This window comes from Methanolobus sp. ZRKC2 (genome assembly GCF_045291185.1).
GTDB lineage: Archaea > Halobacteriota > Methanosarcinia > Methanosarcinales > Methanosarcinaceae > Methanolobus.
Map to the genome: position 1 here is coordinate 448,495 of NZ_CP146980.1, position 18,235 is coordinate 466,729.

The 18,235-nt window shown below is 38.1% G+C and carries 19 protein-coding genes; 11 read left to right on the forward strand and 8 right to left on the reverse strand.

Annotated elements, in window-relative coordinates:
- The first annotated feature begins 6 nt into the window (after positions 1-6).
- From V7O62_RS02145 to V7O62_RS02170, 6 genes are all read left to right on the forward strand, one after another.
- The gene (locus tag V7O62_RS02145; RefSeq protein WP_406657375.1) at positions 7-849 is read left to right on the forward strand and encodes a metallophosphoesterase; all 843 of its coding nucleotides are present in this window, start codon (positions 7-9) and stop codon (positions 847-849) included.
- A 142-nt stretch (positions 850-991) separates the two neighbouring features.
- Positions 992-1,213 carry a sulfurtransferase TusA family protein gene (locus tag V7O62_RS02150; RefSeq protein WP_406657376.1) on the forward strand — a complete coding sequence of 74 codons (222 nt, stop codon included), beginning with the start codon at positions 992-994 and terminating at the stop codon, positions 1,211-1,213.
- Between the two features lie 13 nt (positions 1,214-1,226).
- On the forward strand, positions 1,227-1,646 hold the full coding sequence (locus V7O62_RS02155; RefSeq protein ID WP_406658319.1) for a DsrE/DsrF/DrsH-like family protein: 420 nt from the start codon (positions 1,227-1,229) through the stop codon (positions 1,644-1,646).
- Positions 1,647-1,676: 30 nt separating this feature from the next.
- Entirely contained in the window at positions 1,677-2,846 is a 1,170-nt protein-coding gene (locus tag V7O62_RS02160; RefSeq protein ID WP_406657377.1) for a cysteine desulfurase family protein, read from the forward strand.
- A 36-nt stretch (positions 2,847-2,882) separates the two neighbouring features.
- Positions 2,883-3,518: an iron-sulfur cluster assembly scaffold protein gene (locus tag V7O62_RS02165; RefSeq protein WP_406657378.1), complete on the forward strand. Its 636-nt coding sequence runs from the start codon at positions 2,883-2,885 to the stop codon at positions 3,516-3,518.
- A 34-nt stretch (positions 3,519-3,552) separates the two neighbouring features.
- The gene (locus V7O62_RS02170) at positions 3,553-4,089 is read left to right on the forward strand and encodes a DUF2284 domain-containing protein (protein WP_406657379.1); all 537 of its coding nucleotides are present in this window, start codon (positions 3,553-3,555) and stop codon (positions 4,087-4,089) included.
- Between the two features lie 7 nt (positions 4,090-4,096).
- Here the strand turns inward: V7O62_RS02170 and V7O62_RS02175 are convergent, their stop codons facing one another.
- Positions 4,097-6,520, reverse strand: a complete 2,424-nt coding sequence (locus V7O62_RS02175; RefSeq protein ID WP_406657380.1) for a PAS domain-containing sensor histidine kinase — start codon at positions 6,518-6,520, stop codon at positions 4,097-4,099.
- A 154-nt stretch (positions 6,521-6,674) separates the two neighbouring features.
- On the reverse strand, positions 6,675-7,193 hold the full coding sequence (gene msrA / locus V7O62_RS02180; protein ID WP_406657381.1) for a peptide-methionine (S)-S-oxide reductase MsrA: 519 nt from the start codon (positions 7,191-7,193) through the stop codon (positions 6,675-6,677).
- Positions 7,194-7,435: 242 nt separating this feature from the next.
- Between msrA and V7O62_RS02185 the strand changes: the two genes are divergently transcribed.
- Positions 7,436-7,981 (forward strand): carbonate dehydratase, encoded by a 546-nt coding sequence (locus V7O62_RS02185; protein WP_406657382.1) that lies wholly within the window; start codon positions 7,436-7,438, stop codon positions 7,979-7,981.
- 159 nt (positions 7,982-8,140) lie between these two features.
- On the opposite strand, the gene V7O62_RS02190 is transcribed toward V7O62_RS02185, so the two are convergent.
- The 3 genes from V7O62_RS02190 to V7O62_RS02200 all read right to left on the reverse strand — a co-directional run bounded on the left by V7O62_RS02190 (position 8,141) and on the right by V7O62_RS02200 (position 11,011).
- Positions 8,141-8,701 (reverse strand): toll/interleukin-1 receptor domain-containing protein, encoded by a 561-nt coding sequence (locus V7O62_RS02190; protein ID WP_406657383.1) that lies wholly within the window; start codon positions 8,699-8,701, stop codon positions 8,141-8,143.
- 507 nt (positions 8,702-9,208) lie between these two features.
- A complete protein-coding gene (locus V7O62_RS02195) occupies positions 9,209-10,477 on the reverse strand; it encodes a DEAD/DEAH box helicase (RefSeq protein WP_406657384.1) in 1,269 nt (422 codons plus the stop codon).
- Between the two features lie 309 nt (positions 10,478-10,786).
- Entirely contained in the window at positions 10,787-11,011 is a 225-nt protein-coding gene (locus tag V7O62_RS02200; protein ID WP_406657385.1) for a hypothetical protein, read from the reverse strand.
- Between the two features lie 384 nt (positions 11,012-11,395).
- Here V7O62_RS02200 and V7O62_RS02205 point away from each other — a divergent pair, with 384 nt between their 5' ends.
- The 3 genes from V7O62_RS02205 to V7O62_RS02215 all read left to right on the forward strand — a co-directional run bounded on the left by V7O62_RS02205 (position 11,396) and on the right by V7O62_RS02215 (position 13,558).
- The gene (locus V7O62_RS02205; protein WP_406657386.1) at positions 11,396-12,688 is read left to right on the forward strand and encodes a hypothetical protein; all 1,293 of its coding nucleotides are present in this window, start codon (positions 11,396-11,398) and stop codon (positions 12,686-12,688) included.
- 9 nt (positions 12,689-12,697) lie between these two features.
- A complete protein-coding gene (locus V7O62_RS02210) occupies positions 12,698-12,916 on the forward strand; it encodes a hypothetical protein (protein WP_406657387.1) in 219 nt (72 codons plus the stop codon).
- A 420-nt stretch (positions 12,917-13,336) separates the two neighbouring features.
- Entirely contained in the window at positions 13,337-13,558 is a 222-nt protein-coding gene (locus V7O62_RS02215) for a hypothetical protein (RefSeq protein WP_406657388.1), read from the forward strand.
- 74 nt (positions 13,559-13,632) lie between these two features.
- Here V7O62_RS02215 and V7O62_RS02220 read toward each other — a convergent pair whose 3' ends face one another.
- Complete coding sequence (locus V7O62_RS02220) at positions 13,633-14,223, reverse strand: SEC-C metal-binding domain-containing protein (protein ID WP_406657389.1); 591 nt, start codon at positions 14,221-14,223, stop codon at positions 13,633-13,635.
- Between the two features lie 230 nt (positions 14,224-14,453).
- On the opposite strand from V7O62_RS02220, the gene V7O62_RS02225 reads away from it, so the two are divergent.
- Positions 14,454-16,385, forward strand: coding sequence for a tetratricopeptide repeat protein (locus V7O62_RS02225; RefSeq protein ID WP_406657390.1), 1,932 nt, complete (start codon positions 14,454-14,456; stop codon positions 16,383-16,385).
- A 138-nt stretch (positions 16,386-16,523) separates the two neighbouring features.
- On the opposite strand, the gene V7O62_RS02230 is transcribed toward V7O62_RS02225, so the two are convergent.
- Both V7O62_RS02230 and V7O62_RS02235 read right to left on the reverse strand, forming a co-directional pair.
- The gene (locus tag V7O62_RS02230; RefSeq protein ID WP_406657391.1) at positions 16,524-16,916 is read right to left on the reverse strand and encodes a hypothetical protein; all 393 of its coding nucleotides are present in this window, start codon (positions 16,914-16,916) and stop codon (positions 16,524-16,526) included.
- Between the two features lie 334 nt (positions 16,917-17,250).
- Positions 17,251-18,099 (reverse strand): hypothetical protein, encoded by an 849-nt coding sequence (locus V7O62_RS02235; protein WP_406657392.1) that lies wholly within the window; start codon positions 18,097-18,099, stop codon positions 17,251-17,253.
- Positions 18,100-18,235 lie beyond the last annotated feature (136 nt).

Sequence of the window (18,235 nt, forward strand, 5' to 3'; positions counted from 1 at the left end):
TAAACAATGCCTGCCTTGGAGGATTTGATTGAGCTTCTTGAAACAGCTCATGGCATATTCAGGAAAGAAAAAGCTGTCGTATCTGTTAATAGCCCATGCGTGATGTTCATAGGGGATATCCATGCAAACATAAAAGCACTTGAGTTTATACTGGAGATAAAGAAAAATTCCGGGTGTGATACTCTTGTCCTCCTGGGAGATTATGTGGACCGCGGCCCCAATTCGATAGCTGTCCTCTCTAAGCTGTTAAAACTCAAAATTGCACAACCTGAGAAAATTGTTCTCCTGAGGGGAAACCACGAGACAAAGGAAATGAACATTAGTTACGGCTTTTTTCATGACCTTGATTTTAATGATGACTTACTTGAGTTTTCAAGTACTGTCTTCAGTGAAATTCCTGTGGCAGCTGTAGTTAACAATAACATTTTTTGTGTGCATGGTGGAATTCCGGGTCCTGTGAATATAAGGACCATCACTAAAGAAGATGCTTTTGAGTATCTCTGGAATGACCCTTCTTCAGTTTCTGGTATTACCCCATCGGCAAGAGGAATAGGTCCCAAATGTTTTGGTGAGGACATATTCATCAGGTTCTTGCAGGAGAATAGACTCTCTTGTATGATAAGAGGACACAGTGCATTAAAACAAGGTTACGAATGGTGGTTTGGAAGAAAACTCTTATCTATTTTTTCCACACCAGAGTATTGCGGATATTCTAATAATGGAGCTTTTGCAATTCTTAAGGATGGGGAAATGGATATTCATGTTTTCGGATATGATTTTCACAACAACAAATATACACTACTATCAACTTCCGAAGGTGGATCAGCCCACGGTAACATTATTAAATAGTGTAAGATTATAGATATAGGTAGCAGTGTTTCCAGCATCTTTGTTATCTTTATGAGTCGTTAACAACGGGCCAGATTTGGCAGAACTTTGTTGTTAACAGTGTTAACCAGCCACATGAGCCTGGTTTGATAGGGAGGAGCTTATGACAGAAGTAGAGATCGATGTAAGGGGACAGACCTGTCCCGTTCCGCTTGTTGAATGTCGCAAAGCATTAAGAAAAGCATCACCTGGCGATGAGGTAGTTGTTCTTGGAACACATCCGGCTTCTAAGAAAGAGATACCAATGGCCTGTAAATCTCTTGGACTCGAAGTACTTGACATAGAAGAAAAAGATGACGAATGGAAGATCAGAATTAAAAGATAGGCAGGGTGATGATGTGTCCGAAAAGGCTGTGATCATAGTTCATAGCGGAGATCTTGACAAGATATACAGTGCACTTATAATCGGAAACGGTGCTCTTGCTATGGGAATGGAAGCTTCTATGTATTTTACTTTCTGGGGCTTGCAACGCCTGAAAAAGAATGGACTCGATAAAGGTCCCCTTTCAAAAATGCACATGCTGGGTCTTGGTAAATGGATGGTAAACAGGAGAATGAAACAGGCAAACGTTGCATCCCTTGAGAGGCTCATGGAAGATTACAAGGAGCTTGGAGGCAGGATACTGGCATGTGAGATGACCATGGAAATCATGGGAATCAAAAAAGAAGAACTGCAAGAAAAATGGATAGATGAGTACGGAGCTGTCGGTACGTACGTAAATGAAGCAAAAGATGCCAGTATCACACTATTCATATGATATTTTGTAAATTTTAAATTAGGAGGTAATATGTTCGACAGAATGGTATATCTTGATAATGCAGCCAGCACCCGTCTTGATGAAAGGGTGCTTGAAGCAATGAAACCTTATTATTTTGATATATATGCAGTAGCAACTTCGGAATTTGGTTATTCCATGGGAATTGATGCCAAGGAAGGCCTGGAGGAGGGCCGGCAGACAATTGCCTCTTCTGTCGGGGCTTCAGATGAGGAGATCGTTTTTACATCAGGTGAAACCGAATCAAGTAATATGGCTATAAAGGGAGTTGTTGCAGCACTTCGGAAGAAAAAAGGCGACCATATAATTGTTTCAAAGCTGGAGGATTTTCCGGTTCTAAACACTGCCAAAACCCTTGAGAAAATGGGGTATAAAGTAGATTACATCAGTGTAGATTCCGAGGGTATCCTGAATCTTAATGAGCTTGAGAATGCGATTACTGAGAATACTGCCCTTGTATCAATACAACATGCAAACCAGGAAATCGGAACTCTTCAGGATCTTGAGACCATTGCAAATATCTGCAATGAAAAAGAAGTGCTCCTGCATACTGATGCCACTCACAGCTACACCAGGGTTCCCCTGGATGTTAGTAAGATTCCGGTGGATTTGATATCCATGTCTGCTCACACTATCCATGGTCCGAGAGGAGTTGGGGCATTGTATATCAGGGATGGAACACCCATAAACAAATGGATGGATGGCGGATTCCAGGAATCCAATCGTCGTGCAGGGCTTGAGAATATACCCGGAACAGTAGGCTTTGCTAAGGCTGTGGAGCTCGTGACACCTGAGGAGAATAAGTTCCTTGCCTCTCTCAGGGACCACACTATCAAAAGAGCTGAAGAAGAAATACCCCATGTAACTTTAAACGGTAGCAAGACTCAGAGGGTACCACAGAACGCAAACATTACTTTCCATTATGTAGAAGGTGAGTCCATGACGCTTCACCTGGATATGCGGGGATTTGCAGTAAGTACAGGCTCTGCATGTTTCAGCCGTTCCCTTGAAGCAAGCCATGTAATACTTGGTATAGGAGGAGACCACGAGAGAGCACACGGTTCCCTGCGTTTCACCTTTGGCAGGTACAATACAATAGAAGATGTGGATGCCATAATCGATGCCATAAAAGAGATTGTAGAGCAACTCAGGGCAATCAGTCCCCTTTACGAAGGCAAGTGAAAATAAGATTATGATTATCAATTAAGAGATGATAGAATGAAATTCCCATACAGTGAGAAAGTCCTTGAACATTTCCGCAATCCCAGGAATGTCGGAAAACTGGAGAATCCTGATGGTAAGGGGCTTGAAGGAAGTCCCGCCTGTGGTGATATGGTTGCAGTTTACCTACAAGTCAATCCTGAGACAACTGTAATAGAAGATGTGAAATTCGAATCATACGGATGCGCTTCTAATATTGCCACAGCATCCATCATAACCGAACTTGCCAAAGGCAAGACACTTGAGGAAGCAAAAAATATTACCTGGAAAGAAGCAACAGAAGAGCTTGGTGGTCTCCCGCCGGTTAAGGCACACTGTTCAGTGCTTGCAGTAGAAGGCCTCAGGGCAGCAATCAGGGATTATGAAGAAAAGCATGGTCTTGTTAGCGCAAAAGAACCTACTACTGAGAATGTTGTCAGAAGCCGCCTCAAGCATGTCATGAATCCGATGGCCGGACTTGATATAGTCAGGACCGAACTGGTGACAAAAATCGAAGTGGATGATGGAGTTGTTCGTATTCTCCTTGACCTGCCGTCCAATCACCAGTTTGCAGCTGCTATTAAAGAAGACATACTGGAAAAGATCGAATCCCTGTGGGACGTAACGGAAGTTAAAGTTGTCTTTACCGAATAATGACAACTTATTTTTTTATTCATTATAATCCGGCATGACAAAAAACCCGCGCTTAATTCAGGAAAAAGCACTTAAACTTGGCCTTGAAGCTTACATGCTGGATGCTTCCGATATTCCGGTTGAGAATAGAACCAGATTAAAATGTGTTTATGGATGCAGAGGATATGGCAGAAGGTTAAGTTGTCCCCCTCATGTAATGCCTGTTGATGAATTCAGACAGATTTTGAAGGAGTACAGCACTGCTATACTGCTGATAGAAGAATTCGATACTTCTGATGCTAAAGATATTATCAAAGCATGGTCGAGCATCCGCAAAGGCAGCTTTCATAAGATGTTTGAGCTTGAATACCATGCTTTCAGGGAAGGATTCTCCTTTGCACAACTTCTCAGGCCGGGTGCCTGTAATGAATGTGACATATGTGGAGAAAAGTGTTCAAAGCCAGATAGAAGACGCTTTCCGCCGGAAGCTGTTGGCATCAACCTTGAAAAAGCGTTAAATACGGCCGGAACAAAGCTTGAGTTCTGTGATACTGACAGGGTAAAATGTATAGGTATTCTTTTGCTTGATTAAATTTAGTTCAATTAAGATCACTATTTTTGACATTGTTTTCCAGTTTCTCCAGAGGGATTGTGAATGTAAAATTGCTACCTTTTTCAGGTTTGCTTTCTACCCATATCTTTCCTTTATGAAGTTCGACCAGTTCTCTGGTAAGGGCAAGGCCGAGACCTGTTCCTTCATATTGTCTAGAGAAAGAAGAATCCAATTGGGTAAAAGGTTTGAATAATTTTTCTTGATCATCTGCTTCAATGCCGATGCCTGTGTCCATAACAGAGATATAAGCCATTTTTTCTTTTGATTTTGCTCTGATTGTAACATTGCCACCAACGTCAGTAAACTTGATCGCGTTACCTATCAGGTTATAGAGTATCTGATTGAATTTTTCTTTGTCTGCCAAGATATAATTGAAACCCGGTTCAATTTCCAGCTTTAGCACAATTTTACTGCTGTCTGCAAGCGGTTGCATAAAGGCGATGGCTTGTTTCAGTGTATCCCAGATGGATATTTTTTCAAGTTTCAGTAGTGAATTCCCTGACTCGACCTTTGAAATGTCAAGGATATCATTGATTATGCTGAGAAGATGTTTTCCACTTCCGGAAATGTTGTTGAGATACCGGTCTTGTTTTTTGTTTATATTGCCTGTGTAGCCTTCAAGCATGGCGTCTGAAAAACCTATGATGGCATTAAGGGGAGTTCTTAGTTCATGACTCATATTAGCAAGGAATTCACTTTTAGTCCGGTTTGCATTTTCGGCTGCCCTTTTAGCTTGCAGTAATGCGTCCTCAAACCTTTTACGTTCGGTTGTATCACGAATAACCACAACAGCAGTCCATTTATTTTTCAACATGACCGCTGAAAGAGATAATTCAATTGGAAACTCTTTCCCATTTTTATTTTTAGCAGCCAGGTCAAGGGTTTTTCCTACAGCTGAACCTTCTCCTGCTTCCTGAAAAATAGAAAATGATTTTTCGCATAATTCGCTGTAAGATTGCGAAGATAACAAAAGATCTATTTTTTGGTCTAGTGCTTCTTCATGCGAATAACCAAATATTCTCTGTGCTGCCTTATTCCAGAAAGTGATATGGTATTTACTATCAATTGCTATGATCGCATCCTGTGCGAAAGTACTAATAGCTTCGAATCTTTCCTCACTTTCACGCAAAGCTTTTTCTGACATTTTATGTTCATGGATGTCTATGGCCATCTCAAACCTGACCATGCGTCCGTCTGTCCACTCTATTGCTTTATCAATACAGCGATGCCAGCGTTTGGTGACATTGTTTTGAAACTCCCACACATGGGTTTTTCCTAATTTATCTCCAAATATAATATCATTGGTACAAAAAGGACATGGAGAGTCAAGATCCTGAAGTATGGAATAACATTTCTTGCCAATAATATCATTGCCATGTTCCTTTCTTAAAGGGGAATTCACAAACAGCAATTCGTAGGAATCAGGGTCAGATACATAAGCAGGCTCATCAATGCCTTCAAATATGGAAAGAAGTTGATCATGCTGTTTTAAAAGCTCTTCTTCGGCTTTTTTACCAGTTGTGATGTCTTGAAGTATTTCCATAGCACCAATAATAGTTCCACTTTTATCCTTGAGTGGTGCTGCACTGAATAAGAGCCATTTATCTATTGTAGGCAGGTAGTCCTGAACCTCATATGCACTCTCTTTGGATGATGAGTCAATCTTTATTTGACCATAGTAACTTTGTATGAGTTCGGTCTGGTCGTCTACAATAAGATCAGAAAGCAGAGGTCTTTTTTCGCGATAAAAAACTTTCCACAAGTCTTTGCTATCGACTATTTCGGTTGCAGGAATCCCGGTAATGTTCTCACAGGCTTCATTCCAGTATAAGACTGTGTGATCCTTAGCAATTACGAACATGGGAATTAGACTTACGTGCACAGTTTTGATCAGTTCATGTTTGAGATTCTTTAAAGTGCTCTCTGTATGTTTCCTGTCTGTAATATCACGGCATATCCCCAGAATTCCCACATTTTCTCTATCCGACACTTTAAGGGGAGATTTCTGTATTTCGAGAAAAACACGCCTGCCGTCAGGATATGTAACCCATTCATCATTTTTGAAAGAACAGTTTCTTTCCAGTACTTTGTTGTCGTTCATACGGAAAAAATCTGCCGTCTCTTTTTCGAACAGATCAGAATCCGTTTTCCCGATTACTTCTTTGACAGAAAGACCCGCTAATTCTGAAAAGGCAGGATTGCAATCCAGATATGCACCTTCTTTGTTCTTGCAAAATACAAGATCAGGTACATATCTAAGCACTCTGTCAACTAGTCTGCTTTCTTTAAACAATTCACCTTCCAAGTTTTCTGCAAAGGATATTGAAGAAGTCTCTGGCTTTCTCAAAGCGACACTAATTTCCCGCAACTCTTTGTTGAGTTTTTTTTCAAGCTTGGCCTTATCCTTCATAATTCCATCCCGGAAGGCTATCTTAATAAAAATAATATTAAAATTTTTATATACATTATTTGTATTTAACTTCTTCTATATAAATTAGACTGTTATCACAAAATTTCTTATCCAGATTTTTAAAAAAGAATGAAAAACAAATCGTATGAGAAATCTACCTTATAAGTTTCCCACCCGAATTCATTTTCTCATAGTACTGCTGATGATATTCCTTCGCTTTATAAAATCTAGTTGCAGGAAGGATTTCAGTGATGATATCCCTCTTGAATCTTCCAGAACTTTCCTGATCCCGTTTTGAGTTGACAGCAATAATATGCTGATTTTCATTATGGTAAAAAATTACGGACCTGTATTGGCTTTGGATTTTCTCTCCTTCATCTGCAGGTTTAGTGGGATTATGTACCTCCCAGAAAAGTTCAAGTAATTTTTCATAGGACACAACCTGCGGATCAAAGATAATTTGAACTACTTCAGCATGTCCTGTCTCACCGGTGCTTACCTGCTGGTATGTTGGATATTCCGTCATACCGCCCATAAATCCTACTGTGGTGGCCAGTACGCCCCTTACCTGACGAAATATGGCCTCTACTCTCCAAAAGCTTCCGGCTGCAAAAGTAGCTATCTCATATTCAATTTGTGGTATTTTTTCCTTAGCAGCAAAATCATAATTCAAGCCTGCCTTCAATAATTCATTATGAAATCTAATTGCCCCCTAAATGATATTTTCACTTCTTCTACTTAAAGAATACTTAAAAAAATGCTTGCAGGGTTATGTTCTGTTTTAAAAAACCGGTTATATTCGGGCAATCAACAAGTTTAAATAAATTCTCATAAATCTTCATATCAAAATATGGTTTGACTGAAGACAGTCTTCACGGCTGCGCATATCCTGTAACAAATCTAAAAGGTGATAAAATGCAATTTCAAAATCCACAAAAACAACAGCCCAATATAAGCAAAACCGCCTGGATATCCGAAACAGCAACAATCATCGGGGATGTGACAATAGGTGAAAATGTGTATGTAGCACACAATGCGGTCATTAGGGCAGATGAACCGGGTTCATCCATAGTTATCGGTGACAATTGCAATGTTCAGGATAACGTTATCATTCACGGGCTTTCAAATTCAAAAGTTTCTATAGATAATAATACTTCCCTGGCTCACGGTTGCATTGTACATGGACCCTGTATAATAGGAAAAGGATGCTTTGTAGGTTTTGGAGCTGTGGTCTTTGACTGTACAGTTGGCAAGGATACTTTGATACTCCACAACGCCACAGTGCGCAAAGTAGAGATTCCTGACTCTAAAGTAGTGCCGGATGGTGCAATCATAACAGAACAAAAAAATGCCGTGCAGCTTTCGGATCTGAGCCCGGAGGATTCAGATTTCAAAAAATCAGTTATAAAAGCAAATCTTCATCTTGTGGAAGGTTATAGGAATCTTTCAAAGGATGCTTAAACATTGCACATGTCTGATTCATGTGCAAATTAAAGATATGTTCTCTTATTTTTCCAGAACCTCTTTATCATGTTGATATTGGAAGCTCTGGATAATATATTGTTTTTCAGCTATTCCGGCAATAGAAGAGAAAGATCAATGATTACTTCATTTTGGTAATCATGTTATCGGTCTGAAGGTTCTGGGGTCCAGGAAAAGCTTATTTTCACAATAGCTGCACATGGTTTCAAGATTTGTGCCTGCAATGATCGCAGTGTCAACCTGGTCCTGGGGTGTTATATATTGTGTCATCTCTTCACCGCAGTGTGGACAGCTTATCTTCAGCCATTCCAGTCTGGTTAGCTGCCTGAGACTATAAACCAGCTTTCCAAGGGCATCAGCAAAATTATCTTCTGAAAATCTAATCGGATGAAAACGACGTATCAGTACAGGTAATTCGACTCCTTCTTCTGCAAGAGGTACTATTAGATGATTATTTCCCATTGCCAAGCCGATCTCCTGATTTAGTTGCGGAGAATTACAACCATTTTTTGTCAGGAGAATGATCATGCAGTCTGAACGATTGATGCCAAAGCGAATTTGCTGTTCAGGTAAAATATATCCACTCTCATCATAGGAAGAAGAAAGACTTTCCAGGTTCACAGTCCAAAGAGTACGGGCCAGCTCCCGGGCAAGATGGTCATCCCCTTTGCCATGTGAGATATATATCGTATCGATCATAGCAAAAGTAAAGATGAACTTTGTGCTATAATAGGTTCGCGTATCAATGTATTTGAATATCATTGACTATATTTTTGGACTTTTGAAGTAAGGGTCCCCATATAATATACAAGCTGAATTTTCAATGGGATTATAATTTGTAGCCCAGAATGTAATTAAGCTGGATTTAGGTTAAATAAAATAAGATTAACATATAATATGTGGGTCGTCGGAGTGACCACGGGTTAAAAAAGTAATTCCAGAGATATGGGGATATCTCGCAACAGCAAGGAGAGAGGCACCGAAAGCGTGGTGGTTTGATGGTGCCTCATCTTACCTGTATTCTTTACCGTTATTTGGTTTTACAAACAAGGTTTTTAGCAAGGAGAGAGGAATCATAGGTATAGGAATCCGGAAAATCCTTATCTTTCCCGTAATTTCAGTATCTAATTGAAATAATGAACTAGTTTTACTGCCTTACTGCGCAACAATATATCAGTAACCATACTATAAAAAGATTTCTGTCATTCAGACAGAACGGGAATAATTTGCTTTTTTCTGTGAGCCTTTAGGGACACGAGTCTTTCGGGCTCCTTTTCCTCTTTTTTGGCCTTTTTGTATTTTTGGAGCAGGTTTTGCTGCATCGCCTGTAGCATGCTTTGCTTTGTCTGAGTGGTAGTTATGCTCAGCAACCTCAATTTCCATTCGTGTCAGTTTTTCAATATCACGGAGAAAATCCCTCTCATCTGCTGCACAGAAAGAATATGCTGTGCCCTGCGCACCTGCTCTTGCCGTACGACCGATCCTGTGCACATAACTCTCAGATACGTTAGGCAGGTCATAATTAATGACATGAGATATATCCTCTACATCAATTCCACGTGCGGCAATATCAGTTGCCACCAGTACACGCAGATTACCTGTTTTGAAATCCTGCAATGCTTTTGTACGATGATTTTGTGATTTGTTACCGTGAATTGCATTGGCAGGTATCTTATTCTTATTCAGCATCTCTGAGACTTTGTTAGCGCGGCGCTTTGTGCGGGTGAAAATAAGAACACATTCCAGATGTTTGCCCCTAAGAAGATGAAGAAGAAGACTATTTTTATTCTCAGCATCTACAAAAAAGACGAACTGTTCGATGAGCTCCACTGTTGTTGCCTGAGGAGTTACTTCAACATGCGCCGGATTGCTGAGCATCTTCCTGGCAAGCTTGGAAACATCCGGGGACATGGTAGCTGAAAAGAAGAGTGATTGACGCTTCTTCGGAAGCATGCCAACAATCTTGTATACATCATTAACAAACCCCATGTCAAGCATCCTGTCAGCTTCATCAAGGACAAAATACTCTACACCGGATAATTGCACATGCCCCTGTTCAACAAGGTCCAGCAGCCTGCCAGGTGTCGCCACAAGGGAATCTACGCCTTTGGAGAGGGCTTTTACCTGTGGTCTTTGGCCGACTCCACCAAATATGACAGTGTGCTTGAATCGCGTGAATTTACCATATGTGGCAAAGCTCTCCCCAATTTGTGCTGCCAGCTCTCTGGTGGGAGCAAGTACAAGCACACGCGGAACTCCCGGACGTGAAGCCTTGTATGGTGAAGACATATTCTGAAGGATCGGTAATATGAATGAAGCAGTCTTGCCTGTGCCTGTCTGGGCTATACCTATCATGTCCTTTCCTTTCAGTAGATGCGGTATGGATTGCTTTTGGATAGGAGTAGGTGCTGTATATCCTTCTTCGGACAATGCCCGTTGAAGTGGGTATATTAAATTAAGATCATCAAATGACACGTGTATCTCTCTTTATTGTATAGGATAATTATATAAAAATTATAAAAAACCCGGAATCATCCAGAGCATATAATGTAACATTAACAGCTCAATACTTGGTTACTGTATGAAAAATGGGATTGGTGCTCCGGCCGGGATTGGAACTGTTCCCGCAGTTTTGACCCAATCCCTCGAAGCATATCCCCGATGAATTGAAGGAATCATGCAGGTTAACAGAAAACATGATTCTTTTACCTGTTCCCGCAGGCTCATTTTATCGGTTACTTTTACCATAGTCTTTCTTCTATATAATTCTTAACTTTGTTTGAGTTATCTGTTTTTCGGATATGCTTTTAAATCACTTGGGAAAACTATATGTATAGTTTTCTCGACAGTTTTTCTTTTTCTTTGAAACTTTTCTATATATCCTTCAAGGGATATGGTTATTATTCCTGCTGCTACTCCTGTTTGGTATATAATGTTGTCGGGTTTTGTTATGTATCCGTTACTTGGCATTATTAAAATTATTATTTCAAGAGACTGCAATGTATCCATTTTGTTATTTTCCACTTTTTGACAATACTTTGGTTTAGGCTGTAATATTCTTTACAAAACTATATATATTGTTTATTCTAATCTAAGATACGTAAGAGTTTTCCCAACTTTTACAATTCCCATTAATTAAGAAGGTTAACAAAATGAATTCCCTTAACAAGCTTAGCATAGTTTCCCGCTATGCATTTAGGAGGGTCTGAAATATGGCCCGTAAAGTGTACTCTGTCCGGCGATATGGCCGTGGTCTATCTGTTTGTATTCCTCGAGAGGTAGCAGTTGCTTTGGGAATCCAAGATCTAGACGGTAATTTAATTGAGCCTCTAGTTTCTGTGGATCTCACGCACGATAGATCTTCAATGACCATTAAGCCGGCTAGGGTTTAGTATGCAAGCTGCCCTAGAATCTGATTTTGAGGCTATCCGCTCTAAAGAAATCAGAGCACATAAGCGGAAATATTCTAAAAAATCGCAATCAGATTTAGATCATGGATTTGAGGAAAAGTTTGATCCTAAAAACAGCATTCTCAATACAGGTAATTTTGTGATACCTGGTCAGGGTGAAAAGCCAGATTATTGCCATGTTCCATTTTTATCTCATGTTCATGAATCCGGTGATGGTGGTATTGAAATGATTATTTCTTGTAAGCAATGGCGGTGTCCTTGCTGTTATCGCCTTAAAGTTGATTCTGAAGTTTTCAAATATGCTGTTCTCCTTGAAGCCTACTCAAAAGTAACGGGTGATAGGCCTTTTAGGGCTGTTGCGTCCATTTCTACAGATCAAGCCTATAAAATGACATTGGAAGATCTACGTTCTTTCTGGCGTAATGCAAAAGATCGTTTAAGGCGTTGCGGTGTAAATGCCGGTTTTAAGCTCTCACATCCTTTCAGAATAAAAAAGAATGTACAAGAGGCTTTACGTATTCTACTTGGTTCGAATACTTCTTCCGGTGGTTTTTGGGATTTTATATTAAGTGGGCAATCTGCTATTGATTCTATAAATGATTATCTTGGTTCTGATTATAAAACGTGGCGTGATCTTGTTAATTTCTCTCCCCATGTTCATTATCTCCTTTTTCCAGATCATCAGAAAATAAGCGGTGACAAAAATATTATCTTAACGAAATTACAGGCTGCGGATGGTTCCTATACCTTAGATTCTGTTGATGATGTTGTAAGGCATCTTCGCTATCTTGTTACCCATACAGGTGTTTTGTGTAATGTTGGTTCTCATGATAACCGTGTAAAACCTGCCGGTGTGTTTGGAGATCTCTTTAGATGGGATCCTAGTGATTATCTGACTACTGAGGAAATACAAGAAATTCAATCTTCTGTCCTTGATATTCTAAATGAAAAAAGAACTCGTCCTTATACTGTCGATATTGATGGGGAATTATGTTATTTGGATGATGAGGATTCTATAAGTGATGAGACATTGGAAGAGAGGGGATTAATAAAAATTAACAAATTGCGTGCTCATGATGCAATTTCAGCCGAATCAGTCGATGCATGGTTAGCATCTATTGAAAATCAAGATAATCGTGCTTATGTTGAGTATCTGCTTAGTGAATACTCTAGAATTTTAGATGACGATGACATTCCGCAAAAAATGCGACGTCTTTTCTTGAAGGATCTAAGAGATCCCCCTGATAGTTTCAAGATCACTACATTAGATGTGTGAGGTTGGCATATGAAAAGAAAACTTAAATCAAAAATAGTATCGAAGAAGTGCCCCGATTGTGGTGTTTTGATACATGTACATGTAGACAACAAAGAAATCAAGTGTTCAGGCTGTAAGATCGTATGGGAAGTTCATCGCAAAGCTAACGGTTTAGATCTGTTCTGTAAGCCTGGTAAAAGATCTCGTCCGAATGATGGAACTCTTACTTTGTGGGGTATGCATGTCTGATCAAGTTGGTTTTTATTCAATTCGTCCGGCTCCGGGTGTATGCTGTCCTGATTCTGGTTGTGGATATGTTTCATGGGATGGCAAAACTTGCCAGTATTGCGGTAAAGATTGTAGTACCTGTATTCATGGCACTAAGAATTCCAAATAAAGGAAATATCACTTTGTAAAGTTAAGATCTTGACGAAAAATACCGATTTTCCAGTCAAAATTGAGTGCTATAGTTTCAGTTTTGACATGAAAATAAGAATCTTTCTCATCCATACAATGAGTCGTCGGGCGGTCACTGGCTGCACCCAATTCTGTAAACCTAACAGTCTGGATCTATATTGCAAGCCTGGTAAAAGATTCCGCCCTAATGATAGAACTCTTGCTATGTGGGGTATTGTTTCCTGTATCCCATAATTAAGGAAGGTGTGATAAGTGGAAGAAAATGAAATATGTACAATTGTGATTTTGCCTGAGGTAAAAGAAGCTATTCGTATTTTAGAACCTGGTATTGATCCTGAAGCGATGTATGATTTTATTGGTTTACCCAGTAATTTGTCTAAAATATGCGAACAAATTGGATCCAATGATTATGATGAATGGCGTGATTGTGTCGAATTTATTTATCATCATGATATAACTTTTTTGGAAAAATAAAATTTCACAATTCAGGGTCATGGTCATATTCATCATGTTTTTGGTAAAAAGAAAAGATTCCATAAGTAAATCGTTTACTTATTTTCTTTTTTAAGTGGGTATACATGGAATCCTTTTTTGTTTCTTATGACAAATTTGCTTCCACATGAACATTTTATATCAAAAAATCCGATGTGTTTTTCATGTATTTCGCGTATTTCTTTTTCAGTGAATTCAGGCATTGGAGATCTGCATTTAGGACAACCTATTACAGTACCGTCTTTTACGATTTCACATAGTTGGCATACTTCAATATCTCTACTACCGCCTTCTGTGCTTTCCCACCGACCATCTTCTGTTTCTTCAAATGTCACACTACCAGCACATGGATGACCGTGTCTGCATAATTCACTTACTTCAATACCATGAACAGTGCCTAATTCTTCATAATCATCGAAATACTCGTCTATTACATATGGAACTCTTCCAGTTGATCTTATTTCACTATAGAATTCTTCCATTGTATCATAAAATAGTTTTTCATGCTGCAGATCGTCCCTCCATAATCCAGAAATTTCCTTTGACTTTTGGTTTTTTACTGATTCTTGATCTTTGTTGATACAACATTTTTTGTATTTTTTACCACTACCACATGGACACCGCTCGTTTCTTCCTATTTTAGTCATTTTCTTTTCTCTCGTTAGTTTTACATTTGACTATAAAATTATTGATATAATCAGTATTTATAAAAGTCATATTTAATTAATTATCTTAAGAATCTTAATTTTATTTTGCAGGATTTTCTATTTCCCATTTTTTTGCTTTATAAGTAAAGGAAGATAAACCATAACAAAATCACAACACTTAAATGGAATTCACTCTTTAAGAACATGCAAAAAAAACTGGAAGTTAATGCGTGATAGAGGAAATATTTGGAGCAGGTTCCATTGCATATCAAGTAGTAAAGGACTATTCTACCAGACGGCAAATTCTTCGCAAGTACTACAATTTCTCTTGGAAACAGTCGGCTGGCATTGAGCCAGAACCATTTTTTGGTTACCGTTTCAAATACTACAATGACTATTATTTCTCAAGGAAAGAAGATAACAAGATTGAAAAATCAATTAAAAACAACAAAAATATATTGATACTTGGCCGTCCCATGTCGGGAAAGAGTAGAGCAGCATTTGAAGTATTCAAAAAACTTGAAGAAAGCTGCTTCATAATAAAGCCACGAGCTGTTGATATTGAGATTGATGAATTTAGGCTTCCTTCTTTACCTGGTAACCGAAAAAGAGTGCTATTTCTTGATGACTTACATATTTTTGCTGAAAAGAAAAATTTTCATTACCTCTTTGAAGTAGCGCGTGAGAAGAAACTAATAATTGTTGCTACTTGCCGTTCAGAATTTGAGTATGATTTCTTAAAAAAAAAGCTGCCTACAAATATTAGTGTTGAGGATATATTTGATACAATCATTGATTATCCCAAAATCTCGACTCCAGAAGCACAATCTATAGCTTTGGATTTAGACATTGACTGGAGTGAAGCAAATTTTGATGGTACTATTGGTTCATTGATTATGAAACTAGGATCCATGGAAACGCGATACAAAAAACTAAATCAAAAAGAGAAGGCAATATTACGGATACTGAAAAAACTGTATTGTGCGGGTATATCTGAAGAAGATAAGTTTTTCTTTATCGATACTATACGAGACTTTGCAAAAGCTAAAGGAATAATCCATACTGATAATGATTTAGACCAGATACTGGTATCACTTATTTCTAAAGAATTCATTGAGAACCCTGAAGAAAACGTATATCAAGTTGAAGAAATATACCTTGAAAAAATATTTGATTTTGATACAAAAACAAATAGAATTTCTATTTTTCATGATATGGCATCTGTTTTTCATGAGAGTCCGAATATTCTTGTTAAGGTTGCAATTAAGGCTTATTCCCTTGGTCTTGTAAGGTATAAAAAATCTGCATATACTAAGATATCAATTGAAACCTTCGGGGAAGCACTTAAAGTTTACACCTTCCATGAATTCCCTAAACAATATGCATTAATCCAGAACGATCTGGGGAATGCATACGGTAGTCTTGCAGAAGTAGAAGACAAGAAAAACAACTTCAAAAAAGCAATTAAAGCCTACGAGGAAGCACTTAGAGTTTATTCCTTCGATAAATTTCCAATACAATATGCAATGATACGAAATAATATGGGGACTGCATACGGTGGTCTTGCAGAAATAATGGTAGATAAGAAAAACAACCTCGAAAAAGCAATTGAAGCCTTCGAGGAAGCACTTAGAGTTTACACCTTCGATAAATTTCCAATACAATGTGCAATGACCCAAAACAATATGGGGACTATATACAGTGATCTTGCAGAAATATTGGTAGATAAGGAAAGCAACCTCGAAATAGCAATTGAAGCCTTCGAGAAAGCACTTAGAGTTTACACCTTCGATAGATTCCCAATACAATATGCAACAGTCCAGAACAATATGGGGATTGTATATAGTAAGCTTGCAGACATTGAAGACAAGAAAAGCAACCTCGAAAAAGCAATTAAAGTCTACAAGGAAGCACTTAAAGTTTATTCCTTCGATGAATTTCCCAGTGGCTATGCAATGGTCCAGAACAATATGGGGACTGTATATAGTAAGTTTGCAGACATTGAAGACAAAAAAAGCAACCTCGAAAAAGCAATTAAAGCCTACAAGGAAGCACTTAGAGTTTATACCTTTGATGAATTCTTTATTGACTATTCAATGGTCCAGAAAAATATAGGGATTGCATACAGTAAGCTTGCAGGCATTGAAGACAAAGAAAAGTAACCTCGAAAAAGCAATTTTCAGGTTATTTACAAACTTTAATTCGTACTTTTCTCTACTTTGAGATTCTTTTTTGTGAGCATTGTTAATTCTGCAGGTAAATATCCAATATTGCCAAGGAAAGAAAATCATGAAGAATGATTATCCCTTCAATCCAACCTCACCTTTGGATAATATATACCCAATTGCAGCCCCTAAGAACCCAACAAGTGCTTGCCCTTCAACAATTCCATAGTAGGCGAGAGCTGAAGCAGCAATGATAACAAGTGCAGCAAGAGCATAACTCCCAAGTACAGTATAGGTTCTTTCTTTTGCTCCACGACTTCCCCAATTTTCAATAAGTCTATGAACCTCATCCCATTTGAAATTGTCAATCGCAGATTGCCAGTTTATCGTAGAAGCGATTCCCTGATTTAATTCACCCAATTTCCCATTTTCATCGACATAATAAGATCCATGTGGAATCAAATTGCAATTTCCTGTCTCATCGATATAATAAGCTCCTGGAGTAAGTTGTTCTTGTGACTCTGCCATAATTATCCCTTTATCTATTTTTTATAATTCAAAAATTAATTTGTGTATTTCATGTAAATATATAATACCCATATCCTCCTTTTTCTCATAGTAAAGGAATTGATTAGAAATGAAAACAAGGAAATGTGCAGTGTATGGTAATCATTTATGGGTATCACTTACACAGTCCTGTGACATCTTTTTCTATATTATCAAGCAAAGTTTGGATATGTATATAAATTTATATTATTTTACATATTAGTTATTTAATATTATTCAAATTAAAAATAGTATCGAAGAAATGCACCCTAATTGAGATCACTGGTTAGATTATCTAATAGCAACAATCATTTTTTCAATCAATTTTTTCGAAAACGATGCCATTGTTTTCTTTAAAAGTTGAAAATCCACGTTTACTCACAAAGGGTTTCAGAATCTCCATGATCTCTTCAATCTGCTCAGGATCAATTTCGTATGCATAAATACGTCCTTCATTATTGTAGCTTATAGCTTTAAGTGGTATATCTTCTTGGTATGAATATTTAAGCAATTCTTTTACAAATGTCTCATTAGTGAACTTAGGCATAACTATTTTTGTCGTAGTAGCCTGTATATCTCTAACTTCTTTTTGTTCTCTTCTAAGCGCTTCGATTTGCATCGTTAACATTTCTATTTTTCCATTTATTCCTCCTTCTTGAGGCTTTATTGGATGTGCTGTCGAACTTAAACTGAAGTATTTCCACAAAGAATTACAATCTTCATTTTGAGATATACTCTCAGTTAAATGTTTACTTAGATTTTCAATTTCATTTTCTAGTACCCAAGGGTTTAATGAGCTAGAATATTCGTGGTTATGGATAGGTGCTGTGTCAAAAGGAATCGTTGGCGTCAAATCGTCTCTGATCAAACATACTGGCTTATTAAGAGCAGTCCGGATACCTAGTTCAAAAAAAACGTTTGGGTTTAAAGTTGACATATCGCACAAAACAAAATCTGCGGATTCAATTTTTTGAATAATATCAGCGTGAATTACGTCTGATCCCCTTGAACTTGGACTAATTGGTTTTAGACCAGCCTTTTCTACTGCAGGTATAATCAGGTAATCAAGTACGTGTAAAAAATGGTTTTCATCATTGGAGTATTGAGAAATTGTGTGATCAGGAGTTGTGATTGGCATGATGATAAAGCATGTTTTTTCATCCATGTAATGATAATTATCAATATTCTATTTAAATAATTAGGACTGTTGAAGGTATAAAGTTAAGTATACTTTTTGGATAGCAAAAAAGATAAAGCTATCTTTTTACAAAAGCAAGCAACTATCCCTTGAAATCAGGAAT

What these genes read in the sequence shown, in the direction of transcription:
- V7O62_RS02160 (WP_406657377.1), top strand. Translation starts at nt 1,677, where the DNA reads ATGTTCGACAGAATGGTATATCTTGATAATGCAGCCAGCACCCGTCTT.
- V7O62_RS02205 (WP_406657386.1), top strand. Translation starts at nt 11,396, where the DNA reads ATGCAAGCTGCCCTAGAATCTGATTTTGAGGCTATCCGCTCTAAAGAA.
- V7O62_RS02170 (WP_406657379.1), top strand. Translation starts at nt 3,553, where the DNA reads ATGACAAAAAACCCGCGCTTAATTCAGGAAAAAGCACTTAAACTTGGC.
- V7O62_RS02145 (WP_406657375.1), top strand. Translation starts at nt 7, where the DNA reads ATGCCTGCCTTGGAGGATTTGATTGAGCTTCTTGAAACAGCTCATGGC.
- V7O62_RS02190 (WP_406657383.1), bottom strand. Translation starts at nt 8,701, where the DNA reads ATGATCGATACGATATATATCTCACATGGCAAAGGGGATGACCATCTT.
- V7O62_RS02235 (WP_406657392.1), bottom strand. Translation starts at nt 18,099, where the DNA reads ATGGATGAAAAAACATGCTTTATCATCATGCCAATCACAACTCCTGAT.
- V7O62_RS02200 (WP_406657385.1), bottom strand. Translation starts at nt 11,011, where the DNA reads ATGGATACATTGCAGTCTCTTGAAATAATAATTTTAATAATGCCAAGT.
- V7O62_RS02165 (WP_406657378.1), top strand. Translation starts at nt 2,883, where the DNA reads ATGAAATTCCCATACAGTGAGAAAGTCCTTGAACATTTCCGCAATCCC.
- V7O62_RS02220 (WP_406657389.1), bottom strand. Translation starts at nt 14,223, where the DNA reads ATGACTAAAATAGGAAGAAACGAGCGGTGTCCATGTGGTAGTGGTAAA.
- V7O62_RS02185 (WP_406657382.1), top strand. Translation starts at nt 7,436, where the DNA reads ATGCAATTTCAAAATCCACAAAAACAACAGCCCAATATAAGCAAAACC.
- V7O62_RS02230 (WP_406657391.1), bottom strand. Translation starts at nt 16,916, where the DNA reads ATGGCAGAGTCACAAGAACAACTTACTCCAGGAGCTTATTATATCGAT.
- V7O62_RS02150 (WP_406657376.1), top strand. Translation starts at nt 992, where the DNA reads ATGACAGAAGTAGAGATCGATGTAAGGGGACAGACCTGTCCCGTTCCG.
- V7O62_RS02175 (WP_406657380.1), bottom strand. Translation starts at nt 6,520, where the DNA reads ATGAAGGATAAGGCCAAGCTTGAAAAAAAACTCAACAAAGAGTTGCGG.
- V7O62_RS02210 (WP_406657387.1), top strand. Translation starts at nt 12,698, where the DNA reads ATGAAAAGAAAACTTAAATCAAAAATAGTATCGAAGAAGTGCCCCGAT.